This window comes from Halomonas sp. MMH1-48 (assembly GCF_022348105.1).
Classification (GTDB): Bacteria; Pseudomonadota; Gammaproteobacteria; order Pseudomonadales; family Halomonadaceae; genus Vreelandella; species Vreelandella piezotolerans.
Window position 1 is genome coordinate 1 of record NZ_JAKRFL010000025.1, and the last position, 23,319, is coordinate 23,319.

The window sequence follows — 23,319 nt, forward strand, 5'->3', positions numbered from 1 at the left end:
GGTTCGCTACTATCTGGATGAGTACTACCCCCATACAAGGCGCCACATGACGCTGGGTGGCCTTACACCCAGCGCTTATACCGCCGCTTATTAGTACATGTGTCTACGAAATTGGGGGCACTCCAACACCTCCCCATTCACCACTTACAAATCACCACTCACCACAAAGCTACTCATCCGGCCAAACGAGGTGGCGCGGCACGCGGCCTTTGGCATCGAACGCGACGCCCTCGGCACGCAGCTTTTCGTGCTGGCGTGCCGCGCCGCCGTGGTCAGCCAGTTTGAGTGACGCGGCAATGACACGATGCCAGGGTAGCTGATGCCCCTCAGGCAAGTGGCGCATGGCCGACCCCACCATGCGCGGCGTGGCCCCTTCGGTCATCTTAGCGATGCGCCCATAGGTCGTGACTCGCCCTGCCGGAATCTGATCGACGATGGTGTAGATCTGTTCGAGCAGTTCGGGGCGTGGCATGGCGACCTCGTTAGCAGGTGTCGATTTTAGAGTGCTTCGACGAGCTGATCGATGGCTTGGAAGGCTTCTTTCAGCGCGGTATCGCGGTGAGCATCGCCCATGTTCAGGCCTTCTGCAAACACCACCTCCACATCGCTGATGCCCATCAGGCCTAGCATGGTTGTCAGGTGCGGCGTTTGGCTATCGAACTCGGTGCCTGCGTACTGGCCCCCACGCGCGGCCAGAATGATGGCCCGTTTGCCTTCGATCAGCCCCTGAGGGCCGTTTTCGGTGTAGCGGAACGTTTCACCGGCGCGCAGCACGCGGTCGAACCAGGCTTTCAACTGGGAAGGAATGCCCAGGTTATACATCGGTACCGCCAACACCAGCACATCATTAGCGCGCAGCTCTGCCAGCAGCTCATCCGAGTGGGCGGCCAGCGCCTGCTGCTCGGCGGTGCGCTCGTCAGCAGGCGTTTGCCACGCGCCCAACTCTTCGATGGCCAGGTGTGGCAGCGCGTTGGCAACGACATCGCGATGGGTCACCTTGACGCCCTCGCGTGCCGCGGCCTGCTGTCGAAAATGGCTCGCTAACGCATTGGACTGGCCGTTATCACCCAAAATCGAAGACGTCACTAATAGGGCATGGGTGGTCATGAAAACTCCTTAAAAATCAGTGGGAAGGTTAAGCGCTATTCTACGTCGCTTTTCGGTAAGCAAAAGCGCAACGTTTTCCGAGTTACATTCGACAAAATCGAACTATCCACCCATGAAAAAGCCCCACGCGTGGCTGCTTTTATCGCAGCATCGCGTGGGGCGGATGACGCCTAGCAGGCTAATGCGTGGCTATTTCTTAGTCGGCCAGGCGTTCGGATCTACTTTGTTCGCCAGTTTCGGAAACTGGTTGGGGTCGAAGACCGGCTCTTTACCCGCTTTGAGCTGGATGTCGTAATCTTTGAACAGCGCAAAAGCGATGGGCGATAGCAGCAGGATCGCCACGAGGTTGATAATCGCCATCATGCCCATGGAGAGATCGGCAAAATTCCAGATGGCCCCCAGGCTTGCCACCGAACCGACCATGATCATGCCCAGCACGGCGACGCGATACACCATCACCGCCAGGGGCGCACGACGGCCTGCCAAGTACTCGATATTGGATTCGCCGTAGGAGTAGTTGGCAATTACCGAGGTGAAGGCAAATAGTAAAATGGCGATGGCAATGAACATACCGCCCCAGTCACCCACATGGCTAGACAGCGCCATTTGCGTGAGCTGTATGCCGTTATTCTCTTCACCCGCCAGAAGCTCAGGGCCTGCCATGATGATGATGGCCGCCGTCGCGGTACAGATCACCAGGGTGTCCAGAAAAACGCCCAGCATTTGAATGAAGCCCTGAGCCGCCGGGTGATCCGGACGGGTGCTGGCGGTCGCTGCCGCGTTAGGCGCCGAGCCCATGCCCGCTTCATTGGAGAACAGTCCGCGCTGAATCCCGTTCATGATCGCCTGAGAAATCGCATAGCCAACCGCTCCACCTGCTGCCTGCTCGATACCAAACGCGCTCTGCACGATCGTCATGATGGCCGCGGGCAGGTCGCTGATATTAAGCGCCACCACGACCAGCGCCAAGATCAGGTACAGCAGCGCCATCAGCGGCACCACCAGCTCGGCGACTTTGGCAATCGATTTCAGACCACCGAAGATGATCGGCGCAACGATGGCCATCAAGACGAGCCCCATGGCCCAGGTGGGAATGGCAAACGCCTGCTCCATGGCCTGCGCGATGGAGTTGGCCTGCACGCTGTTGAACGCCAACCCAAACGCAATGATCAGGCAGATCGAAAACAGCACCGCTAACCAGCGCAGGCCCAAACCGCGCTCGATATAGCGCGCCGGGCCACCGCGGAAAGTATTGTCGCCATGGTCGGTCTTGTACGCCTGGGCCAGCGTGGACTCCACGAAGCTGGTCGCCATGCCGACCATGGCCGTCATCCACATCCAAAAAATAGCCCCTGGGCCACCAAAATAGATGGCGACCGCCACACCCGCCAAATTGCCCGTACCGACGCGGGCAGCCAGACTGGTCGAGAGCGCCTGAAACGACGAGATCCCGCCGTTGGCTTGCCGCGAGCCGCGCAGCAGCTTGAACATATGACCGAAATAGCGAATCTGAATGGCGCGGGTCATGACCGTAAAATAGAGGCCAGCGCCGATGAGCAGGTAAATCAGTACACTGCCCCATAACAGCCCGTTGCCGCGATCCACCATCGCGGTCAACAGAGGAGGAAGAGTAACATCCATACGAAACACGCCTTTTTGAAACAATGAAGGCGCATCATTCTTCATGGCTGCACCAAAATGGCAAGAAAAAGGGCAAATTTCTTGTCCAGCAGTCGTAATCACTGCTGGATGACTCAAGGCAACTCGCGAGACGCTGCCAGCCACGCCCACACGTCTGCGGCTTCGTCGCTGACTTGGCGCTTGCTGGGCCGCACCAACCAGAAACGCTCATCGCTGGGTACACTCATATCGAAGGGGGCCACCAAATCCTCACGCTGCTCCAACAGTCGGTGATGCGTGAGCGCCACCCCACCGCCCTGGCTAGCGAGCGCTAGCGTCATCACCTGATTATCGCAGGTGAGGGAGCGACATTCGGACTCTAGATGGGCTATTCCCGCCGCTTGCAGCCAACCAGGCCACCCAACGCCAAAGCCCACCGCGTGTAACAACGTATGCCCGGCCAAATCTGCAGGCACGTTGAGCGAGCGCGCCAGCGCAGGGGCGCACACGGGCAGCAAGTGCTCGTCGCCCAGCGGCAACATCTCGAGCCCACTCCACTCACCCCGACCATAGCGAATCTCGATGTCGGCCCCTTCAGGCCCAAAGTCGTCGGGCCAAATCGCGCTGACCAAGCGCAGCAAAATCGTTGGTTTCTGTCGATGCAGGGCCACGAGCCTTGGCGCGAGCCAAGATTGTTGGATCACCGGCGTAGCGCGCAGCGTCACCGGTCGTTCGCTGGTAATACCAAACACTTCCGACGTCCCTTCACTGATGCGTGAAAACGCATCGTGAATGCTGGGCAGCCACGCTTGACCTGCCGGGGTCAACGAAAGGCTGCGCGCGTGGCGAACGAACAGCTTTTGCCCCAGGCGATCCTCCAGCAGCCGAATGCGCTGGCTGATGGCCGCCTGGGTCACGCCCAGCTCATTACCCGCCGCCGTAAAGCTTAGGGTTCGGGCGGCGGACTCAAACGCTTGTAGCCATAACAGCGGAGGGAGTGAGCTCATGGGAAAGCAACCTATAAGTTAAACAGGGTCTTTGGGGCCAAATTCATCGTTTGTCACTGCGCAAGGGACTCCGCATCCTAATAAGCAGATCGTGTGTTACGTCACCCATTCTCAGTGAGGTTTCTATGTCCAGCGCACTAGCCACAACGGAAAAGCGTTCAGCCCCTCAAATGAGCGAACTCATGCCGTATGACCACGGCCCGGCACTCAAGGACGCCACGCTCACCGACAGCGGCCTTTCGCTAACGTGGCAAGACGGTACGCAAACGACGCTACCTCTGTTGTGGTTTCGTGATCACTGCGCTTGCCAGGCGTGTCGCCACCCGCAAACCCGCGAGCGCCTCTACCTACCGCTAGACGATATCGAACAAGCGCCCAGCGTTACCTTGGCCGATGGTCATCTCTATCTTCAGTGGCACGACGGGCATGACAGCGTCTTTCATAGCGGCTGGCTTTACCAGCGCCGCCCCGAGGCGACTCGCGTCTCATCCCTGCCGAATCCGACGCCGTGGCGCGATGACTTTTTCCCAGAGCGCGTTCGCCATGCCGATTTCATGACCCCGGCAGGGGAGAAAGCCTGGCTGACCGCCCTGCTACGCGACGGTTTGGCGTTGATCACTGACGCACCGCTGGTGGAAGAGGAAGTTAGCCGCCTTGCCGAGCGAATTGGCCCGCAACGCACCACCAATTTCGGCGGGCGATTCAACGTGCGCTCCAAGCCCAACCCTAACAACGCAGCCTACACCGCCGTAGGCTTGCCGCTGCATATCGACCTACCCAACTGGCAGCAGCCGCCGGACATTCAACTGCTCTACTGCTTGCAAAACGACGCCAGCGGCGGTGAGTCACTGTTTGCCGACGGCGCCCGGGTCATCGATGCGCTACGCGAACAGGACCCTGAGGCACTCGCCATTCTGAGTGAGACCCCCATCGACTTCCGGTTTCAAGACAACCATCACGATATCGCCTTCAAAGCTCCGGTGATCACCTTGGATAGCCAAGGCGAGCTGATGGAGATACGCCTCAATAATTGGATACGCGATACGCTCCATTTGCCGGCCGAAAAAATGACGGCTTGGTACCGGGCCTACAAAGTACTGTGGCAACTCTTCCACAGCGAGGCGCATCAGTTGGAGTTCACACTAACACCGGGCCAGATGGTGGCGTTCGATAACCGTCGCGTACTCCACGGCCGCCGGGAGTTCGATCCTAATAGCGGTGCTCGCCACCTTCAAGGCACCTACCTAGACCGGGACATGCTGGCCTCGCGCCTGCGTGTTCTTGCCCGTACGACCGCACCATCACAATAACCCTAGCAAGGAGACCCTCCTCCATGACACGTTCACTTCGTCCTTTCGTTGCGACCATTACCCTGGGCCTAGCAGGCGTTACTACCCAAGCCGCCGTCGCCGATGACGCCACGCTAGATTTCGGCGTTCCCGCTTGGCCTGGCATTACCGTGAAAACCGAAATCGCCGAGCAGCTCCTTAACCCGCTGGGCTACGACACTCAAACCCATGAAATTGGCCTGCAAGTGATCTATCAAGGCCTGGAAAGTGGCGACGTCGACGCCTTTCTAGGCGCTTGGCTTCCTGCGCAAAAAGAGATGTTCGAGCCTCGCAAAACCTCCGGCGTCATCAGGGACATCGCCAACAACGTCGATGGCGCGCAGATGACCCTGGCCGTTCCAGCGTATTTACATGAGCGCGGTATTCGCAGCTTTGCCGATCTAGACGCGCACCGTGACGAGTTCAATGGCCAAATTCATGGTTTTGGCGCAGGATCGGCCGCCAGTGAAATTCTACATAACGCCATCGATAACGATATCTGGGGCCTCGGCGACTGGCGCTTGGTGGATACCAGCGAAGTGGGCATGCTCTCTGCAGCACAAGATGCCATTTCCAGAGAAGAAGCCATCGTTTGGGTCGGTTGGACGCCCCACTGGATGAATCTCGAACTCCCCATGCGCTACCTGGAAGACCCGGAAAACCTGTTTGGTGAGAACAACGGCGAAAGCGACGTACGTACCCTGCTGCGCAGCGACTACGCTGATGCCCACCCGGCGCTGGTCACCTTTTTCGAGCAGTTCAGCTTTACCGCCGAGGAACAGAGCTGGATGATCCAAGCCTTCGGTCAAGAAGAGCGTGACCTCGCCGAGGTGGCTCAGCAGTGGATCAACGACAACCCCGAACGCATAGAGGCCATGCTGGCCGATGTCACGACCGCCGAGGGTGATGCCGCTTGGCCCGTCATTGAAGCGCGCCTACAGTAACGCGCTCGTTCACCCCACCGCCGCAGTGGCGTATGCTAACGCTCTTTTGCCAGATAGGCGGTGGGGATGGAATGTCACGAACGTTGCTAAAAGGGCTAGGCTTACTGATCACGCTGGTGATACTGGGCGTGATGTGGCGCTACCTGCAGCAGCAAGGGCTGCTGACTCAGGCGCAGCTCGAAGCACTCACTACCACCATTAGCCAGTGGCAGCGTGCCCCCTGGATGTTTGCCGCCGTCATGGCCGTCTATACCGGTTCGCTGTTAGTGATGTTTCCGCTAAGCCTGCTGGTCGTGTTGACCGGCATGCTGTTTGGCCCGGTATGGGGATTGGCTTACGCTACGTTGGGCACGCTGAGTTCGTCGGTGGTGTCTTACTGGGTGGGCCACTGGCTGGGGCGAGATGCCCTCATGCGCTACGGTGGCCGCCACCTACGCGGCCTTTCCGGCTATCTCTCCCAACGCGGCATTCGTACGATGACGGTGATCAACCTGCTGCCGCTGGCTCCCTTCACGCTCACCAATATGTTGGCCGGGGCGTTTCATCTCAATTTCCGCGACTACATGATCGGCTCGACGCTGGGCATCGTGCCGGGACTGGCCGCCGTCATCCTGCTCGGCAGCCAGCTAGGGGCGCTGTTCACCGCTGCCTCACAACAAGAGTTGGTGCTGGCCGTGGCAGGCGTGGTCGTCGGGGTGGGCCTACTCTGGCTACTCAAGCGCGTGGCCACCGCTCGGACGAGCCGTCCTCGAAACGACGGCTAGCCTCTCGCTTGCATCACTTGGGCTGACGCTCGTGGGTCTGATGCGTCGTGTGATGTTTCGCTAGCACCTCGGCATAAAAGTGCGCCACCGCGGCGGCAAACTTGCCGATATCGTAGTCAGCGGCGAACGCTTTGGCTTGATCGCCGAGGGTTTCGCGCAACGCGTCATCCTCGACCAGTTCCACCACTCGCTGCCCCCACTTCTGGCGGTTTTGCGGCGTCTTGAAGCCGTTGTGGCCATCGCGCACCACGTCATCGATACCGCTCGAGCGTACGGCGACCACCGGAAGCCCAGCGGCCATGGCCTCTAGAATCACCATACCTTGTGTTTCCGAGGTAGAGGCAAACACGAACACATCGCCTACGTGATAGTAAAGCGCCATCTCTTCTGGCGGCACGGCCCCCACCAAGGTGACCTGTGCTTCCAAACCCAGCGTGTCGATCTGTGTTTGGATCGCTTGTCGGTCCGGGCCGTCGCCGACCAACAGCAAGCGTAGGCCGGTCTTTCCCTGGCGCTTCAACTCTGCCAACGCTTCCAGCATGAAGCCGATGTTCTTCTCTTTACTGATGCGAGAAACGCTTACCAGCACCGTATCGTCGACCGCGATAGCCAACTGCTGGCGAAGCGACGCCACGGCCTCCTCGTCGGCATCGGCAAAGCGTGCCGCGTCGATCCCCGTGGGCTGCACCAGCGTCGGCGTCTTGACCCCGATCATGCGCAGGTACTCCTCTGCCGAATAGGTCGGCACGATGACCCCCTGGCAACGATTAGAGAAGCGCTTGATCAAATAGTGAGAGATCAGGTTGCGAAACAGTGCCCCCGGCAGCGGTACGAAGTGCGCGTAGTGCTCCAGGCGCGTGTGATAGGTGTAGATGACCGGCACTTTCAAACGACGCCCCATCCACAGACCCATCGACCCCAGCCAGAACGGGTGATGTACATGGATCACATCGGGCTTGAACTCACGCAGGCAGCGGCGAAAGCCCGCGCTGAACGGGTTGGTCAAGCGAAATTCACGCTTCTCGCCAAACGCCATCAGCGTGGGTACCCGCAGAATGGTGTCATCGTCCTGCCACGACTCCCGGTAGCGCGGTACCAGCAGCTGCACCCGATGTGAGAGATCGCCAAGACCCTGGCGTAGCCGCTCCACCGATACCGACACGCCGGAAACGAACGGGAAGTAGTTGTTCGACACCATCGCCACTCGTAAACTTTTTTCCAGATAGGGCGTGGGGTCGATATCGAAGTCGGGATAGTAGTCGCGCTCCTCGAAAATCAGCCTGTAAAGCCGCATGGCCAACAGTGTCAGCAGCCCGACGATCAGCAAGAACCGCGGATAGCTGACGTAGAAGAAGGCGTAAATCGTCGACCCCACGCTGCTCAGCATGCGCCACCAGCCGGGGCGGTCGACGTTCAATCGCACCGGCGAGATGCCCACGCTGTCACCGGCCACCTCGACGACGACGTAATGATGAAAACTCTCATCGGCATCCAGCAGCAGGCCGCCCGCGCCGCCGGTGGTCACGTACGTCACCCCGTTGACGGTGTGCTGGGCGTATAGCGAGAGATTCGCGGAAAACACCGTATCGACCCCATAGCGCTCGGCCAAACGCATGATGCCTTCAGCAAGCCGGGGATCGTTGAGGTAGTTATCTTCTTCGAACAGCGGGGCATCCTGGATGACGTTATGCAGTGGCAGGCCCACGAACACGAACCGATGGGCCGCGTCAGAGGCGGCTAGCTCGCGCTCCAGCCAATCCAACTGCCAGGAAGTCGACGACTTGCCAGTGCCATCTAGAAAAATGAAGTGGCTGTTGCCCGCTACGAACGCATAGAAATGCGGGCCAAAGTAGTCGTAAAACAGATAGCTGCCGAAATCGCTGTCTTCATTATCGCCGTAGGTCAAGAGATAAGGCATGTCGAGCAGTTCGAGGCTGTGATAAATCGCCTGATAACTCTCCTGCTGGCCGCCACTCACCGCATTGCCCGCCGACACCATGAAATCGATATCGCCCTGGTTGAGCAGCGGAACGATCTCGTCTTGAAAGACATTTACCGAGTTATTGATGTTGCCCACCACCGCAAAGCGGTAGGCATCTCGGCCTGCTAGTCGGTCGCGTACCTCGGCGACTTCTACGGTATGCAGCGATTCGAACTCGGGTTCGGCCACGTAGAGCCACACTTGGTGAACGATCAACCCCGCCACCAGCGCAAGGTTCAAAACGAAAAACAGCCTCAACCAGCGCTGGCGGGAGAGGCGAAAAAGGCGTCGAGGCATGTAGAGGCGCTTATCTCAAAGAGTCATTCGGTGGCTGTGACTAAAGCGCGGCACAGCCGTTCAAGGTGGCCAGCAAGCGGCGCGAACCACCCTGCTCACGATGCTCACCTAACCACACCCCTTGCCACGTGCCAAGGGCCAAGCGGCCATCGCGTACCGCAAGGCTGAGCTGAGTGCCCAATAGACTAGACGCCACATGGGCGGGCATGTCGTCGGGGCCCTCTAACGTATGCTGAAAGTAGCTCAGTCCTTCTGGCACCAAACGTCGCATGAAAGCATCCAGATCATGGCGCACGTCCGGGTCGGTGTTCTCGTTGAGCGTCAACGACGCGGAGGTATGCATGAGCTGTAGATGCAAAAGCCCCTGATGGCACTCCGCCAAACAGGGCAGTGCTCTGGCGATCTCATCAGTAATCAAATGAAAACCGCGGGACATTTCCGGCAAGTGAATCTCTTGTTGATGCCACATAAACACTCCTTTGTTATATGCATTGTCAGAGGATACGTTAACAGACATACCATAGCCTATTTCCACTACCTGCCGAACAGTACCAAGAGGACCGCGTGGCGTGGTGCCACCTACCCTGATAAATTGAGCGCTGTGATGGTCTGACATTAAAAGGAGCGAGATGATGACATCCGTATGGCGGCCAAGGAGCATGGCCACGCTGGCAACCCTGGCCGTGACCGGCACATTCTTGATGGGTTGCACCGGCATTCCCGATGGCACGGAACCGGTGACTGACTTCGAGCTCGAGCGCTATCTTGGCGAGTGGTACGAAATCGCTCGCCTGGATCACTCCTTCGAAGAGGGACTAGACTGCGTCACCGCTACCTACAGTAGGCGCGACGATGGGGGCGTCAAGGTGATCAACCGAGGCTACGACCTGGAAGAACGCGCCTGGGACGAAGCCGAAGGTCGCGCCTACTTCATCGATGACGAGAGCGTGGGGCGGCTGAAAGTCAGCTTTTTCGGCCCGTTTTACGGCGGCTACAACGTTCTCGAACTCGACGATGACTACCAGTGGGCGTTGGTGGCAGGCCCTAACCGAGACTACCTGTGGATTCTGGCACGCACCCCCACGATAGCAGGCGACGTGGAGCAGCGCCTTCGTCAGCGCGCCGCCGAGCTGGACTTTCCCACCGACGAGTTGATCGACGTGGTGCAGGATCAAACCTGCCCAGGCCGCTAACGGACCCACGTTAGCCATTGGGCAAGGCGGGCACCCGGCCCGCCATTTCTCGCTGTAAGAAGTCGATCAACGCGCTGATCCTTTCCGGCACATGGCGGCGATGCTCGAACACGGCGTAAAAGTCAGCGCGTATGCCCTGCCACTCCGGTAGCAACGTTTGCAACGTCCCACTGGATAGTTGCTCGTTCACATCCCACCAGGAACGCAGCATCACGCCGTGGCCATCCAGCGCTAAGCGGGTAATGACCTCGCCGTCGTTACTCGCCAATGGCCCCCTGACCTTCACGGCCTGGCGCTGCTGGGATTGCCGGTGCTCGAAGCGCCATAGCGGGAAGTCGCTATCGTTTTCACGAATCACCAGGCAACGGTGCTGAGTAAGATCGCTCGGAGCCTTCAGCGGCGGCATTTTTTTCATATAGCTAGGCGCAGCGCACAAGACGCGGCGGTTGGGTAGGATACGCTTGGCGACGAGGCGTGAATCCGGTGGCTCGCCAATACGGATGCCGACGTCAAAGCCGTGATCGCTCAAATTGAGGGGGAAGTTGGTCAGCTCAAGCCAGCTCTCCACGCCTGGGTGCTCGGCGCAAAACCGCGATAGCAGCGGCGCGATATGCCGCCTGCCAAAGCCGAAGGTCGCGTTGACCCTCAGCCGACCGCTTAGGCCTTGGTTCGCGGTCTCGCTGAGTGAGCTTTCGAGCGTTTGTAACTCCTCCAGAATGAGACCACCTTGAGACAGGTAGCGCTCGCCTTCGAGAGTAAGCGTCAACCGGCGCGTCGTACGCGCCGCCAGCGTCACCCCCAGCCGAGCCTCTAGCTGCTTCAAACGTTTACTCACGGCTGAGAGAGACAGCCCAAGCTCGCGAGCAGTGGCGGTCAAGCTTCCCGCTCGCGCTAGCTGCTGAAAAAAGGCGAGGTCATCCAGCATCATGGGATTATTCACTTTTAGGCAACAATAGCTTGCATAATAGCCTGATTATCTCGTCGCCAACAGGCGCTACACTCCTACTAAGCAATCACACTCCATCCTTTCCGCGACATCCAACCACATAAGGATCTTCCATGGCCCATCGTATTGCAGTCATCGCTGGCGACGGTATCGGTACCGAAGTGATGCCCGAAGGTATTCGCGTGCTGGAAGCCGCCGCCAAGCGCTTCAATATCGACCTGGCGTTCACCACCTTCGAGTTCGGCAGCTGTGACTACTACTTGGAACACGGCAAGATGCTGCCCGACGACTGGTTCGACCAGCTCAAAGGATTCGATGCACTGTTTTACGGAGCCGTGGGCTGGCCAGACAAAGTGCCCGACCATATTTCGCTATGGGGCTCGCTGCTGCAGTTTCGTCGCCAGTTCGACCAGTACATCAACCTGCGCCCCTGCCGATTGATGCCCGGCATCAAAAGCCCGCTAGCGGGCCGCAAGCCCGGCGACATCGACTTTTACGTCGTGCGCGAAAACACCGAGGGCGAGTACTCGAGCGTCGGCGGCAAGGTGTATGAAGGCACCGAGCGTGAAATCGTCATTCAGGAAACGGTGATGAGCCGAACCGGTGTCGACCGCGTACTAAAGTATGCCTTCGACCTAGCGCAAACCCGCCCACGTAAAAAGCTCACCTCGGCCACGAAGTCCAACGGCATCTCGATCACCATGCCCTACTGGGACGAGCGGGTGGCCGAGATGGCCAAGCAGTACCCAGAGATCGCGGTGGATAAATTCCATATCGATATTTTGACCGCCAACTTCGTGCTGCATCCGGACTGGTTCGACGTGGTGGTGGGCAGCAACCTGTTTGGCGATATTCTCTCCGACTTAGGCCCTGCGTGCACCGGCACCATTGGCGTCGCCCCCTCGGCCAACATCAACCCAGAAGGCAAGTTCCCCAGCCTGTTCGAACCGGTACACGGCAGCGCACCGGACATCGCCGGTCAAGGCATTGCCAACCCTATCGGCCAAATTTGGTCTGGGGCGATGATGCTGGAGCACCTGGGCTATAAGGAGGCGGGCGACGCGATGGTCGAGGCCATTGAAGCGGTGCTGAGTGAGGGCGATAGCCAAGTGCTCACCCGCGACGTGGGCGGCCAGGGCACGACCGAAAGCCTCGGTAACGCCATTGCCGAGCGGATTCGCGGTTGATTCTTCTATAAAAGCGTTCGTTAACGAACAACGCCTCGCTGGCAGCGAGGCGTTGTGCGTTTCAAGCGTCGATTAGTTTGCCAGTTTGGCAGCAATCTCAGCGACATGTTTGCCCTGGAAGCGGGCAATTTTCAGCTCGCGGTCATCCGGCTGGCGGGAACCATCACCACCGGCCAGCGTCGCAGCGCCATAGGGCGTACCGCCGCTGACTTTCGAAATATCGAACTGCTCTTCGATGCCGTAGCCAATGGGCACGATGACCATGCCGTGGTGGGCCAACGTGGTCCAGGTAGAGGTAATGGTCATCTCATCGCCGCCGCCAGTGCCGGTCGACGTGAACACGCTCGCCACTTTGCCGCGCAGCGCGCCGTTGGCCCACAGGCCGCCGGTTTGATCGAGGAAGGTGCGCATCTGACCCGCCATGTTGCCAAAGCGCGTCGGCGTGCCGAAGATGATGGCATCGTAATCCGACAACTCCTGAGGTGTGGCTTCCGGCGTGGTGAAGTCCTGCTTGCCGCCAGCGTTTTTGAACGCCTCCTCCGGCATGGTTTCAGGCACACGTTTTACCGTCACTTCGACACCGTCCACTCCCTTAGCGCCTTCGGCCACCGCGGCAGCCAGTGTATCGATATGGCCATACATGGAGTAATACAGCACCAGTACCTTCGTCATAACGCACTCCTTTGGACTTGCATTCGAGCATTGGACAGGTTGCCCGTCGAGGGCAATGAAAACTCACTAAACCATAGCCTAGTCAAACGTAGAGAAAAGCGAATGTTTTCGATGCTCCGCATCGATTTCATCGACGTGCCGACCTTGCGCTTTTGCCACTTCGGCACTAATTTTTCTTGTATCGTATTTACGGTATGTTTCATTCACGTATAACGCCAAGGAGTCCGGCATGACGATTTTCGAAGCACTTCGCAAAGATCACGACATCCAGCGAGACCTGCTGGCCCGCTTGGTAGAGACCCATGGCGATAGTGAAGAGCGCGATACCCTCTATCAACAGGTACGCGCCGAACTGAAATACCACGCCAACGCGGAAGAGAGAGCGCTTTACATCCCCATGATGGACATCGATCTCACCCAAGAAAAAGCGCGCCACAGCGTGGCGGAGCATCATGAGATCGACGAGCTGATCGAACTGCTGGACGACACCGACTATAGCGCCAGCCACTGGCTCACTCACGCTAAGCAGCTTCAACACTTGGTGACGCATCACTTGGACGAAGAGGAGCAGGAAGTTTTTCAACTGGCAGGCCGCGGCCTCCAAGAGAACCAGAAATCCTCTCTGGCCAAAGAGTATCAGGAAGAAATGCGGCGACAGCGAGCAGACTAAACGTCCTTAGTGTGCGACAGACGCAAGAGCGTCGGTGATCAAAGCGCTTGTGGCAAAGGGCCATGAGCGCTTTTTTGTACCGGCAACTTTCATCATCCCACCCGCCATTTTCACGCGAACGACGCCTCCCCTTGTGGACAGCTACGGGCGTGGGTAAAGGTAGGAACGATAAAAAAGCAAATGCCCATGCTCAAGGACACTTTCATGCTAGGCCAATGGCTCGACTGGACGCTCGACGAGGAACGCCCCTCCCCGCGCATCGGCCGCTTCCCAAGCGGCACTTACCATCTTCACGGGCCAGGTATTCTAGAGCTCACCCCTAACATTCTGCGCCCAGAGGCACGCGCCTGTGTATTTTCTGCGGCGATACACGGTAACGAAACCGCCCCGGTGGAACTGCTCGGTGATTGGCTGAGCGCTTTGGAAGCCAGCACGCTGCAGTTAGGCGCGCCGGTGCTGGTGATCTTGGGTAACATTCCCGCGTTAAAAGCGCACAAACGCTTCATTGCCACCAACCTCAACCGGCTGTTCAAACGCGATCTGGACGAGCGGGGGGCCGAACCCGACCGAGCGCGAGCGTTAATGGAAGCAGTAGATACGTTCTTCGCCCGCCACCATGCGCTGCCGAAACTGCACTACGATCTGCACACGGCGATTCGGGACAGTTTGTATACCCGCTTCGTCGTCGAACCCTACGCCCTCGCCGCCACCGATGCGCAGCAGTGGCAGTGGCTGGCCGGAGCCGATATGCAGGCCGTGCTCCACCAACATCAGCACAGTTGGACGTTCTCCCACTACAGTAAGCACTATCATCACGCCCAAGCGTTTACGTTCGAACTGGGTCGGGTTGCCCCGTTTGGTGACAATGATATGGCTCCCCTGGCGCCAATGCTGACGCTCTTGGGCTCACTCAGCTCAGGTTATCCGCCGCCGACAAAGCCCGCAGATAACATGGCCTTTTTTAAAGTACAGCACGAGCTGATGCGCCAAGCGGAGGACTTTACGCTCTGCTTCGACGATGACGTACCCAATTTCAGCCGTTTCGAGCCCGGCACCTGCCTCGCCAAAGATGGGGTAGCGGGTGATTTCATCGTGGAGAAGACACCATTACATGTGGTGTTCCCCAATGCCCACGTCGACATAGGCGCTCGTGCGGCACTGTTGGTGGTGCCCAGTCATGCCATTACCTGACGGACACTTGCGCTACTGCTTGACGATGAAAACGTACTTTTCATAACGACGTCTTTTTTTATAACAACAACGTGAAGGGGCCGTCAGGACACATCGCCACGTACCAAGACCAATGTCGTCCTGATAAAGTACGCGCATTTGGCGCAGTCCTGATAGAATCGCCCCTTTTTTCGCGCCAGCCGCACACACGCACGACAAATTCATTTGTTGCTGCTGCGGCAACCCTGTACTGGAGCCTACGTTATGGCCGCTACGCCTACTCCCCTTGAAGTGCGCAATATTAAAAAGCGCTTTGGCGATACGGAAGTTCTCAAAGGTCTCTCCCTGGAAGCCCAAAAAGGTGACGTCATCACCCTCATTGGCGCCTCAGGGTCGGGCAAAAGCACCTTCCTGCGCTGCATGAACCTGCTTGAACAGCCCGACGATGGAGAGCTCTACGTCCACGGCGAACAAATTCGTTTTAAAACCACCAAACACGGCCGTGAGCCCGCCGACTGGAAACAGGTGGTGCAGATGCGTGCCAAGCTCTCGATGGTCTTCCAAAGCTTCAATCTATGGGCACACATGACGCTGCTGGAAAACATCATCGAAGCGCCGATCCACGTGCTCGGCAAGCCCAAAAAAGAGGCAATCGAGCATGCCCATGCGCTGCTGGATCGCGTAGGGCTGAGCGCTCGCGCCAATGCCTACCCGGCACAAATGTCCGGCGGCCAGCAGCAGCGCGGTGCCATTGCACGGGCGCTCGCCATGGACCCGGAAGTCATGCTGTTCGACGAGCCCACCTCGGCACTGGACCCGGAGTTGGTCGGCGACGTGCTGAAAGTCATGCGTGACTTAGCCAATGAAGGACGCACCATGGTCGTGGTCACCCACGAGATGAGCTTTGCCCGCGACGTGTCCAGCAAAGTGATCTACCTGCACCAAGGCTTGGTAGAAGAAGCCGGGGCGCCGAACGAGGTGCTGGGTAATCCGCAGTCACCGCGCTTGAAGCAGTTTCTAGCGCCCAAATACTGATCCGCGAGGCACGCACACCATGCTCGATTTGCAAGGTTACGGCCCCCGCCTGATCGAAGGGGCGGGCGTCACCGTTCAACTGGCCGTTCTATCGCTGATCTTGGCCATCCTCCTAGGGCTGCTGACGGCCAGCGCCAAGATGTCGCGTAACTGGCTGTTACGTCGCACCGCCACCGTTTACACCACGGTGATTCGCGGTGTGCCGGACCTAGTGCTGATGATGCTGCTGTTCTTCGGCGGCCAGATCGGCGTCAACGCCATCAGCGACATGCTGTATTACAACTACGACATCGACATTTATATCAATTTCAATGCCTTTGCCGCAGGCGTACTGACCATCGGCTTTATCTTCGGTGCCTACATGGGCGAAACCTTTCGTGGGGCGTTCATGGCAGTGGATAACGGCCAGATAGAGGCAGGCAAAGCCTACGGCATGAGCAGTGGTTTGGTGTTTCGTCGCATTCGCTTCCCCCAAATGATGCGCCACGCCCTGCCCGGCCTTTCCAATAACTGGATGGTACTGCTCAAAACCACCGCGCTGGTCTCGGTAATCGGCCTGACCGACATGGTCCGAGTAGCCGCCGAAGCCTCCCGCGCGACCCACGAGCCCTTCGTGTTTTTGATCCCCGTCGCGGTGGCCTACCTGCTCATTGCCAGCGTCTCCGAGTGGATCTTTGCGCGCCTACAAAAACGTTACGACATCGGCTTTGGGGGGCAGTGACATGTTAGATATCTCTGCATGGTTCAACGACCTACTAGCGGACAACCTGATTTTCACACCGACGACCCTCGGCTACTACTGGGAAGGATTGGTGACCACCACACAATTGGTCTTTCTCTCGCTGGTGGCCGGGCTCATCCTAGCGGTACCGCTGGCCATCATGCGTAGCTCCAGGCACAAATGGATCAGCCTGCCAGTCTATCTGTATACCTACGTGTTTCGCGGAACGCCGCTGTTGATCCAGCTCTACATCATTTACTACGGCGTCGTATTTATCGACGGCATTCAAGAAACCTTTCTGTGGCCGGTGCTGCGCGAAGCGTTTTACCCCGCGCTGATTGCCTTTACGCTGAACACGGCCGCCTATACCACCGAAATTTTCCGTGGTGCCATCAAGGCAACGTCGAAAGGCGAAATAGAGGCCGCACGGGCCTATGGCATGTCGCAACGTTTGATGATGCGGCGGATCATTCTGCCCAGCGCCTTTCGACGCGCGCTGCCAGCCTACGGCAACGAAGTCATATTCATGCTGCATGCCAGCGCCATTGCCAGTGTGGTGACGTTGATGGATCTGACCGGTGCGGCACGCTTCGTGTATGCGCGCTTTTATGCGCCCTTCGATGCGTTCCTATTCGTCGCAGCCATCTATCTCTGTTTGACCTTCGCGATCTTGTATTTTTTCCGCTTCTTAGAGAAAAAGCTGCTGGCCCACCTGCAGCCACAAACCACCTAACCAAAACAAAGACAACACGCGCCAGCGTAAAACAAACGTTGGTTCAAATGCAGACTCCCCCTTTTCGCCAACCTCAACCTGGGGTACGTTAAGGGGGATCACCTTGGGTGAACCTGCTTCTTTTGGAGTCTAAAAATGAAAAAACTACTGACTGTTTCTCTGCTGGGCTTGGCCGTCGCTGCAGCATCTTCTGCTCACGCGCGCGATTACGACAACGTCCGTATCGGCGTCGACGTTCCCTACGAGCCCATGGAATACCGCACCGCTGAAGGTGAACTGACCGGCTTCGACATCGACCTGGGCAACGCCCTATGCGAGCGTATCGGTGTTACCTGTGAATGGGTCGAGCAGGAGTGGGACGGTATCATTCCAGGCCTGATGTCACGCAACTACGATGCGATCATGTCCTCCATGACCATCAACGACGAACGCCGTCAGCAGGTACTGTTCTCAGACCCCTACATCACCATGCCGTCTGCCTGGTTCGCTCCGAGCAGCCTGGACATCAGCGAAGCCAACGAAGAGACCCTGGCAGGCAAAACCATTGGCGTTCAGCGCGGCACCCTACAGGATAACTACGTCACCGATAACTTCAGTAGCGTCGCTGACATCAGCCGCTACTCCACCGCCGACGACATGGTGCTGGACATGGAAGCACAGCGTCTGGATATCGTCTTCCTCGACTTCCCGATCGGCCAGTCCACGCTGCTCGAAAGCGATGAAGCCGAATATGTCGTAGTGGGTGAGCGTATCAGCGAGCCGAAAGAGTACTTCGGCGACGGTTTCGGTATCGCCTTCCGTCAGCGTGACGAAGCGCTAGCCGAGCAGTTCAACGAAGCTCTGGCGGAGCTCAAAGAAGACGGCACCTACGATGAGATCTACGCCCGTTATTTCGGCGAAGAGTAAGCGCTAGCTGCTTGAGCGAGCCTCCCCACTTGGGGAGGTTCGCAAGCGAGACGCCAACATGCCCTCACGCCTCCTCTTATCCCCCGCGCTGCATGCGCTTCGCCCAGGTACCCAGGGCACCATTGCCCGTTTCTACCTGAGCGAGTGGTTCGACGAATAGCCTCCCCCTTTGGCACGCCCGTGCCAACGCGCGCTCCTGCGTGCACCTTGCCATGCGTGAACGACGCACGGCACGCCTGCGCTTAGCGCACACCCTGCCATAGCCGCCCCGAGGCGGTTGGCACACAAGCAGCATCGACCTACCTACTAAAATCGCTTCAGGAGACTGACTATGCGTTATGCAACGCTGTCCGTGGCCGCTGTTCTGGCGGCAGGTGTTTCACTTTCATTGGTATCCCCTGCCGCCCTGGCGCGGGACTACGACGAGGTTCGTCTGGGCGTCGACGTTCCCTACGAGCCGTTCATGTACCGCGAGGCCGACGGCACGCTCACCGGTTTCGAAATCGAGCTCGGCAACGCTGCCTGCGCCTACATGGAGGTCACCTGTACATGGGTCGAGCAAGACTGGGACGGCATCATTCCGGGACTGCTGGCGCGTAACTACGACGCCATCATGTCCTCCATGGCGATCACCGACGAGCGCGCCCAGCGGGTGCTGTTCTCCGAGGCGTACTACACCACGCCCAGCGCCTGGATCACCACCCGTGATAAAGAGATCGATATCGAAGATCGTGCCAGCCTGGAAGGCTTGACCGTTGGCGTGCAGCGAGCGACGTTGCAGGACAACTACGTCACTCAGCTTTACGGCGATGTCTTGGAGATCCGTCGCTATACCGGTGCGGACGATGTGGTCACCGACCTGATGGCGGGCCGCCTGGACCTCACCTTCATGGACTACCCCATCGCCGAAGCCACCATCGATATCGACACGCCAGAGAGCGATTTCCAGCGCATCAGCGACTTCATCAAGCAGCCCGAGGAGATTTTTGGCCAAGGTGTGGGGATGGCGTTTCGCCCCCGCGATGAAGCCCTGGCCGAACGCTTCAACGAGGCTCTGCACGCGCTCAAGGAGAACGGCACTTATGATGAGATCATGAACCGCTACTTCAACTACGATGTACGTTTATAAGCGCGCTGTTCGAATAGCCTGACGCTACCACTACGAGCGCCGGCCTCTGGTCGGCGCTTATCGTTTCTGATGACTCTCCAGGGAACTCCATGCTGACACTTGTAAAGAATGCCCAACTCTTTGCCCCCGAACCGCTTGGGCTGTGCCACCTGCTGATCGCCGACCAACGCGTTGCCGCCGTGCTGAATGCCGATGAAACGTATCAATTGGGCACGCTGATTCGTACGGTGGACCTGGAAGGGCGCCGCGTGATTCCAGGGTTCGTCGACCCGCTGGTGCACTACATCGGCGGTGGCGGTGAAGGCGGCTTTGGCAACCGCACCGCCGAACTCAGCCTGGAAGACGCCTGTGCCTCCGGGGTGACCACGCTGGTGGGCGCGCTAGGCACCGATGCACTTACCCGCACCCCAGCCAACCTGATTGGCAAAGCGCGGGAGCTGGCCGCTGGCGGGCTGAGCACTTACGCCTACACTGGCTCTTACCAACTCCCCCCCGTTACGCTGACTGGTTCGGTAGCCAGCGATATTCTCTACATTCCTGAGTTCATCGGCGTGGGTGAAGTCGCGATTAGTGACCATCGCGGCTCCCAACCCACTACCCAAGAGTTAACGCGGCTAGCCTCCGACGCCCGCACCGCCGGGCTGCTCGCAGGGAAATCAGGCATCGTCTTCATTCACACCGGCGACGCCGACACCCACTTGGAGCCGCTGCGCCAAGTCGCCAAAAACAGCGCCATCCCGCTGACGCAGTTCTACCCCACTCACATAAACCGCACTGCCGCGCTGTTCGAAGATGGCCTGCGCTTTGCCCGTGAAGGCGGGCGCATCGACTTCACCACCAGCACCACGCCCGAGCTGCTGGCCGGTGGTGAAGTGCCTGCCTCCGAGGCAGTGGCTCGGGCGCTGAAAGCGCGGATCGAGCCCGGCCAACTCAGTCTCTCCTCCGATGCCAACGCCTCGCTGCCGGAATTTGATGATCAACACCGGTTTATTGGCTTGAAACCCGGTAAACTCAGCAGTCTATTCGAGGTGCTGGGCGAGTGCGTCAATGAGCATCAGATCAACATGGAGCACGCGCTACGCTGCGCGTCGACCACCGCCGCCGATACGCTCAAACTGCCCCGCAAAGGCCGCTTACAGACGGGTTCGGACGCAGATTTCATCGTACTAAGCGAAAATCACTGGGCCATCGACCAGGTCTGGGCACTGGGCAAACCCATTTTCAGCGCCAGCTAAGTGTCACGCCCTCCGGCGAACTTGCTCAGCCAAACCGGGTCTTTACTATCACCCCACCACATACAAGGAGGTAGCATGGCTGAAACGACGGCGGGCCCCGCAACGCCCCATCAGGAGACGACAAGCGCGTTTCGTCCCTCCTCCCACTGGACCGCATGGGGACAGTGGCTAGCGCTGTTCACCATGACCGTGGATCACCTCACCCGCTACGTGCTTCCGGGTGATTGGGATTTGAGCTGGGCGGGTTCCTCGATTGGGCGCATTGCGTTCCCCCTCTTTGCCGCCATGGTGGCGTGGCACGGCCTGTTCAATACCCGCAACCCACTTCGCTATTCGCGACGCATTCTGATCATTGGGCTCGTTGCGCAAATTCCCTACATGATGATGCCCCGCGCGTCCGATGCGTTCATTTTGAACGTCTGTTTTACGTTGGCCAGCGGGTTGGCACTAGGAGCGCTGGTACGGCAAGGCTGGCAGCACTATCAACAGCAAACGTTAGGCTTTGGTTGGCTCATGTTAGGCGCTGCCGTCGGCGTTACGGTGTGGTATCTATTGGGATTTTGGGTGGAGTATGGCCACAACGGCCTGCTGCTGATTCCGCTGTTCATGTTTGCGATGCAGGCGCTCAGTGACACAGGGGATGCGCTGAAATCACGCCTATGGGCGGGGCTCGCGGCATTTCCCGTACTGTGGATTGCCGGGCAAATGAACGCCTCCGACATGGCCAAATCGTTCACCGTCGCCACGTGCGTGCTGGTCCTGATGCTCGCCGCAGGCGCAGCCCAGCGAGTGCCGCCGGTGGCGCTGGCCATGCCCCGACGTTTATGGCTGGCGTGGTACCCAGGGCACTTCGCCCTCATTGCCCTGTGGCTTCTGCTTAGCGGTCAATTGGCGGGGTAGATGCCTGCTCGGCGACGCGCTTGTTCACGTCATCACGCATCCAGGGCTGGTAGCGGCGAAGCCGCGCTCGGCCCTCGGTCTTGGCTTGATACATCGCGGTATCCGCCTGCTTGAGCACATCTGCGTGGTCACAGTCAGCGGCATTGAAACAGGTATAGCCCATGCTCGGGGTGACCTCGACCCAGCGGCTCTCTAGGCGGTACTGACCGGCCAACGCCTGCTGTACGGTCGCCATATAGCGGGCAGCGGCAAGGTCGAGTGCCTCGCTCTCCGACACATCGAACAGTGCCAACAGCACAAACTCATCGCCGCTCAGACGGGCAGCCATATCCTGGTCGTGTAGGCAGGACTCCAAACGGCGCGCGACCTGTACGAGCAAATCATCGCCCGCTGCGTGGCCAAGCGTATCGTTAATCAACTTGAAGCGGTCCATGTCCAGGAACATCACCAAGCCTCCGCGTTGGCCGCTCTCTGGCTCTCGGCATAGCGCCTCCAGACGCTCGATGAACAGCCGTCGATTGGGCAAATCGGTCAGCGCGTCGTAGTAGGCTTGGCGATAGATGATCGCCTCGCTGCGCTTTCGTTCAGTGAAGTCCTCGATGATCGCCACACCACCTATCATTTGATCGCTAGCACTGTGAACCCCATTGAAAAACGCCCTCAGCGGCGTTCCCTCATTGGCTTTGGGCAGTCGATACGTGCCTTCGTAATAGCCGGTGCCTTTTTCCAGCGCATCCTTCACCGCTTGCGCCACATCACGGTCGGCAGAGCGATCCAGCATACGGTAGCCGAGCAGGTTCGAGCGCTCCACGCCCAGTATATCCAGCAGCTTGCTATTGCAGTCGGTGATCTGGCCCTGCTCATCAAAGTGCAGAACGCCTAGCGGCGAGTGCTGAAAAATGGAGCGATAGCGATTTTCGCTCTCCTTGAGCTGTGCTTCGCGGGCCCCCATGCTCACCCGCAGAGCGATATTGTCATGGATGGTCCGGCTAAAACGTCGGCTGGTCGCCATGATCAACCCTAAAAACAGCACTAACATCAAGCCAATCAAAATCGATAGTGGCGAGCCTTGCAGCAGAAACTGCAGCTTAAGCGGCAATAGAATGGGAAGCACGAAGCCAATGGCAATCCACCATACCGACGAGAGCGTCGTCACACCGCCTGCCGCAATGCCAGCCAGCACGATCGATAGCGCAGCGATTTGGCCAGGATGGTCATGGCTGAACAGCAGCACGCCGGAAGCTCCCCAAACACAGCCTGACGCAATGGCCCCCATGGCAAACCAATGCAACCACCGTCGACGCTGTTGCTGGAGAGCGGGCAACCGTTTGAACCGCTGCGCCAGCAGTAACCTTACGGTAGAAATCAATGCCAGTGACACAAACCACCCCAACAGCAGTGGGGTGTCCACTACGGGCCACATGGCCGCCACCAGCAGCCCACCTGCCAGTACACTGCTCAACACCGGTTGCCATAAGTTGTCGTAAAGCAAGCGCACTTTTTCACCGCGCAAACGCTGCAACGTAATGTGGTGATCACGCTGATAACCACTGCGCAGCCCAGAGGCCGTTGCCGTGGCGGCAAGGGGGGTGGGGGGCGACATACAAACTCCCTGTTTTTAGTCGGCTTGACGCCAATCTTATTGGTTAGGTTGTTTTTAATACACCTGTTTTAGCACGTTTACGCGCTATTAAGGAGTAGCCGCCGACAATAAAAAAGCCGCGTTATTAAGCGGCTTGCCTTACGAAAAGAGGGCGATGACGTCAGCCCATCA

Annotated in this window: 23 protein-coding genes; 14 read left to right on the forward strand and 9 right to left on the reverse strand. The window is 58.5% G+C overall.

The window, feature by feature from the left end; translation table 11 throughout:
* Window positions 1-169 precede the first annotated feature (169 nt).
* From MHM37_RS15705 to MHM37_RS15720, 4 genes are all read right to left on the reverse strand, one after another.
* A complete protein-coding gene (locus MHM37_RS15705; protein WP_139526785.1) occupies window positions 170-472 on the reverse strand; it encodes an MGMT family protein in 303 nt (100 codons plus the stop codon).
* A 26-nt stretch (window positions 473-498) separates the two neighbouring features.
* The gene (locus tag MHM37_RS15710) at window positions 499-1,107 is read right to left on the reverse strand and encodes an NAD(P)H-dependent oxidoreductase (RefSeq protein ID WP_153843768.1); all 609 of its coding nucleotides are present in this window, start codon (window positions 1,105-1,107) and stop codon (window positions 499-501) included.
* 189 nt (window positions 1,108-1,296) lie between these two features.
* Window positions 1,297-2,748 carry a sodium:alanine symporter family protein gene (locus tag MHM37_RS15715; protein ID WP_139526780.1) on the reverse strand — a complete coding sequence of 484 codons (1,452 nt, stop codon included), beginning with the start codon at window positions 2,746-2,748 and terminating at the stop codon, window positions 1,297-1,299.
* A 113-nt stretch (window positions 2,749-2,861) separates the two neighbouring features.
* Window positions 2,862-3,734: a LysR substrate-binding domain-containing protein gene (locus MHM37_RS15720; protein WP_139526779.1), complete on the reverse strand. Its 873-nt coding sequence runs from the start codon at window positions 3,732-3,734 to the stop codon at window positions 2,862-2,864.
* Window positions 3,735-3,916: 182 nt separating this feature from the next.
* Here MHM37_RS15720 and MHM37_RS15725 point away from each other — a divergent pair, with 182 nt between their 5' ends.
* The 3 genes from MHM37_RS15725 to MHM37_RS15735 all read left to right on the forward strand — a co-directional run bounded on the left by MHM37_RS15725 (window position 3,917) and on the right by MHM37_RS15735 (window position 6,770).
* Entirely contained in the window at window positions 3,917-5,044 is a 1,128-nt protein-coding gene (locus tag MHM37_RS15725; protein ID WP_231125651.1) for a TauD/TfdA family dioxygenase, read from the forward strand.
* Between the two features lie 23 nt (window positions 5,045-5,067).
* Window positions 5,068-6,006, forward strand: coding sequence for an ABC transporter substrate-binding protein (locus MHM37_RS15730; protein WP_062372743.1), 939 nt, complete (start codon window positions 5,068-5,070; stop codon window positions 6,004-6,006).
* A gap of 71 nt (window positions 6,007-6,077) precedes the next feature.
* Window positions 6,078-6,770: a VTT domain-containing protein gene (locus MHM37_RS15735; protein WP_153843769.1), complete on the forward strand. Its 693-nt coding sequence runs from the start codon at window positions 6,078-6,080 to the stop codon at window positions 6,768-6,770.
* 13 nt (window positions 6,771-6,783) lie between these two features.
* On the opposite strand, the gene MHM37_RS15740 is transcribed toward MHM37_RS15735, so the two are convergent.
* Window positions 6,784-9,048 carry a glycosyltransferase gene (locus MHM37_RS15740; RefSeq protein WP_153843770.1) on the reverse strand — a complete coding sequence of 755 codons (2,265 nt, stop codon included), beginning with the start codon at window positions 9,046-9,048 and terminating at the stop codon, window positions 6,784-6,786.
* A 40-nt stretch (window positions 9,049-9,088) separates the two neighbouring features.
* Window positions 9,089-9,517 carry a secondary thiamine-phosphate synthase enzyme YjbQ gene (locus tag MHM37_RS15745; RefSeq protein ID WP_062372734.1) on the reverse strand — a complete coding sequence of 143 codons (429 nt, stop codon included), beginning with the start codon at window positions 9,515-9,517 and terminating at the stop codon, window positions 9,089-9,091.
* A 190-nt stretch (window positions 9,518-9,707) separates the two neighbouring features.
* On the opposite strand from MHM37_RS15745, the gene MHM37_RS15750 reads away from it, so the two are divergent.
* A complete protein-coding gene (locus MHM37_RS15750; RefSeq protein ID WP_062372732.1) occupies window positions 9,708-10,241 on the forward strand; it encodes a lipocalin family protein in 534 nt (177 codons plus the stop codon).
* Between the two features lie 10 nt (window positions 10,242-10,251).
* Here the strand turns inward: MHM37_RS15750 and MHM37_RS15755 are convergent, their stop codons facing one another.
* Entirely contained in the window at window positions 10,252-11,169 is a 918-nt protein-coding gene (locus tag MHM37_RS15755) for a LysR family transcriptional regulator (protein WP_153843771.1), read from the reverse strand.
* A 131-nt stretch (window positions 11,170-11,300) separates the two neighbouring features.
* Between MHM37_RS15755 and MHM37_RS15760 the strand changes: the two genes are divergently transcribed.
* Window positions 11,301-12,374 (forward strand): tartrate dehydrogenase, encoded by a 1,074-nt coding sequence (locus tag MHM37_RS15760; protein ID WP_239297288.1) that lies wholly within the window; start codon window positions 11,301-11,303, stop codon window positions 12,372-12,374.
* Window positions 12,375-12,446: 72 nt separating this feature from the next.
* Here the strand turns inward: MHM37_RS15760 and wrbA are convergent, their stop codons facing one another.
* A complete protein-coding gene (wrbA, locus tag MHM37_RS15765) occupies window positions 12,447-13,046 on the reverse strand; it encodes an NAD(P)H:quinone oxidoreductase (protein ID WP_153843773.1) in 600 nt (199 codons plus the stop codon).
* A 229-nt stretch (window positions 13,047-13,275) separates the two neighbouring features.
* Between wrbA and MHM37_RS15770 the strand changes: the two genes are divergently transcribed.
* From MHM37_RS15770 to MHM37_RS15810, 9 genes are all read left to right on the forward strand, one after another.
* Window positions 13,276-13,716: a hemerythrin domain-containing protein gene (locus MHM37_RS15770; RefSeq protein ID WP_139526768.1), complete on the forward strand. Its 441-nt coding sequence runs from the start codon at window positions 13,276-13,278 to the stop codon at window positions 13,714-13,716.
* A gap of 204 nt (window positions 13,717-13,920) precedes the next feature.
* On the forward strand, window positions 13,921-14,907 hold the full coding sequence (locus tag MHM37_RS15775) for a succinylglutamate desuccinylase (protein ID WP_153843774.1): 987 nt from the start codon (window positions 13,921-13,923) through the stop codon (window positions 14,905-14,907).
* Between the two features lie 243 nt (window positions 14,908-15,150).
* Window positions 15,151-15,921: an ATP-binding cassette domain-containing protein gene (locus MHM37_RS15780; RefSeq protein ID WP_139526764.1), complete on the forward strand. Its 771-nt coding sequence runs from the start codon at window positions 15,151-15,153 to the stop codon at window positions 15,919-15,921.
* Between the two features lie 19 nt (window positions 15,922-15,940).
* On the forward strand, window positions 15,941-16,642 hold the full coding sequence (locus MHM37_RS15785) for an ABC transporter permease (RefSeq protein WP_058577210.1): 702 nt from the start codon (window positions 15,941-15,943) through the stop codon (window positions 16,640-16,642).
* Window position 16,643: 1 nt separating this feature from the next.
* Window positions 16,644-17,375, forward strand: a complete 732-nt coding sequence (locus tag MHM37_RS15790; protein WP_139526762.1) for an ABC transporter permease — start codon at window positions 16,644-16,646, stop codon at window positions 17,373-17,375.
* Between the two features lie 135 nt (window positions 17,376-17,510).
* Window positions 17,511-18,281, forward strand: coding sequence for a transporter substrate-binding domain-containing protein (locus MHM37_RS15795; RefSeq protein ID WP_139526760.1), 771 nt, complete (start codon window positions 17,511-17,513; stop codon window positions 18,279-18,281).
* 331 nt (window positions 18,282-18,612) lie between these two features.
* Window positions 18,613-19,410, forward strand: coding sequence for a transporter substrate-binding domain-containing protein (locus MHM37_RS15800; protein ID WP_239297290.1), 798 nt, complete (start codon window positions 18,613-18,615; stop codon window positions 19,408-19,410).
* A gap of 89 nt (window positions 19,411-19,499) precedes the next feature.
* On the forward strand, window positions 19,500-20,645 hold the full coding sequence (gene iadA / locus MHM37_RS15805; RefSeq protein ID WP_153843775.1) for a beta-aspartyl-peptidase: 1,146 nt from the start codon (window positions 19,500-19,502) through the stop codon (window positions 20,643-20,645).
* A gap of 75 nt (window positions 20,646-20,720) precedes the next feature.
* On the forward strand, window positions 20,721-21,545 hold the full coding sequence (locus tag MHM37_RS15810) for a TraX family protein (protein WP_153843776.1): 825 nt from the start codon (window positions 20,721-20,723) through the stop codon (window positions 21,543-21,545).
* Here the strand turns inward: MHM37_RS15810 and MHM37_RS15815 are convergent.
* Window positions 21,523-23,148 carry a diguanylate cyclase gene (locus MHM37_RS15815; RefSeq protein ID WP_153843777.1) on the reverse strand — a complete coding sequence of 542 codons (1,626 nt, stop codon included), beginning with the start codon at window positions 23,146-23,148 and terminating at the stop codon, window positions 21,523-21,525. The two genes, MHM37_RS15810 and MHM37_RS15815, sit on opposite strands and share 23 nt — an antisense overlap.
* Between the last annotated feature and the right edge of the window lie 171 nt (window positions 23,149-23,319).

Bases quoted from the DNA above. Each gene is read 5' to 3' on its own strand.
- MHM37_RS15705 (WP_139526785.1), bottom strand. From the start codon at position 472: ATGCCACGCCCCGAACTGCTCGAACAGATCTACACCATCGTCGATCAG.
- MHM37_RS15710 (WP_153843768.1), bottom strand. From the start codon at position 1,107: ATGACCACCCATGCCCTATTAGTGACGTCTTCGATTTTGGGTGATAAC.
- MHM37_RS15715 (WP_139526780.1), bottom strand. From the start codon at position 2,748: ATGGATGTTACTCTTCCTCCTCTGTTGACCGCGATGGTGGATCGCGGC.
- MHM37_RS15720 (WP_139526779.1), bottom strand. From the start codon at position 3,734: ATGAGCTCACTCCCTCCGCTGTTATGGCTACAAGCGTTTGAGTCCGCC.
- MHM37_RS15725 (WP_231125651.1), top strand. From the start codon at position 3,917: ATGCCGTATGACCACGGCCCGGCACTCAAGGACGCCACGCTCACCGAC.
- MHM37_RS15730 (WP_062372743.1), top strand. From the start codon at position 5,068: ATGACACGTTCACTTCGTCCTTTCGTTGCGACCATTACCCTGGGCCTA.
- MHM37_RS15735 (WP_153843769.1), top strand. From the start codon at position 6,078: ATGTCACGAACGTTGCTAAAAGGGCTAGGCTTACTGATCACGCTGGTG.
- MHM37_RS15740 (WP_153843770.1), bottom strand. From the start codon at position 9,048: ATGCCTCGACGCCTTTTTCGCCTCTCCCGCCAGCGCTGGTTGAGGCTG.
- MHM37_RS15745 (WP_062372734.1), bottom strand. From the start codon at position 9,517: ATGTGGCATCAACAAGAGATTCACTTGCCGGAAATGTCCCGCGGTTTT.
- MHM37_RS15750 (WP_062372732.1), top strand. From the start codon at position 9,708: ATGGCCACGCTGGCAACCCTGGCCGTGACCGGCACATTCTTGATGGGT.
- MHM37_RS15755 (WP_153843771.1), bottom strand. From the start codon at position 11,169: ATGATGCTGGATGACCTCGCCTTTTTTCAGCAGCTAGCGCGAGCGGGA.
- MHM37_RS15760 (WP_239297288.1), top strand. From the start codon at position 11,301: ATGGCCCATCGTATTGCAGTCATCGCTGGCGACGGTATCGGTACCGAA.
- wrbA (WP_153843773.1), bottom strand. From the start codon at position 13,046: ATGACGAAGGTACTGGTGCTGTATTACTCCATGTATGGCCATATCGAT.
- MHM37_RS15770 (WP_139526768.1), top strand. From the start codon at position 13,276: ATGACGATTTTCGAAGCACTTCGCAAAGATCACGACATCCAGCGAGAC.
- MHM37_RS15775 (WP_153843774.1), top strand. From the start codon at position 13,921: ATGCTAGGCCAATGGCTCGACTGGACGCTCGACGAGGAACGCCCCTCC.
- MHM37_RS15780 (WP_139526764.1), top strand. From the start codon at position 15,151: ATGGCCGCTACGCCTACTCCCCTTGAAGTGCGCAATATTAAAAAGCGC.
- MHM37_RS15785 (WP_058577210.1), top strand. From the start codon at position 15,941: ATGCTCGATTTGCAAGGTTACGGCCCCCGCCTGATCGAAGGGGCGGGC.
- MHM37_RS15790 (WP_139526762.1), top strand. From the start codon at position 16,644: ATGTTAGATATCTCTGCATGGTTCAACGACCTACTAGCGGACAACCTG.
- MHM37_RS15795 (WP_139526760.1), top strand. From the start codon at position 17,511: ATGAAAAAACTACTGACTGTTTCTCTGCTGGGCTTGGCCGTCGCTGCA.
- MHM37_RS15800 (WP_239297290.1), top strand. From the start codon at position 18,613: ATGCGTTATGCAACGCTGTCCGTGGCCGCTGTTCTGGCGGCAGGTGTT.
- iadA (WP_153843775.1), top strand. From the start codon at position 19,500: ATGCTGACACTTGTAAAGAATGCCCAACTCTTTGCCCCCGAACCGCTT.
- MHM37_RS15810 (WP_153843776.1), top strand. From the start codon at position 20,721: ATGGCTGAAACGACGGCGGGCCCCGCAACGCCCCATCAGGAGACGACA.
- MHM37_RS15815 (WP_153843777.1), bottom strand. From the start codon at position 23,148: ATGTCGCCCCCCACCCCCCTTGCCGCCACGGCAACGGCCTCTGGGCTG.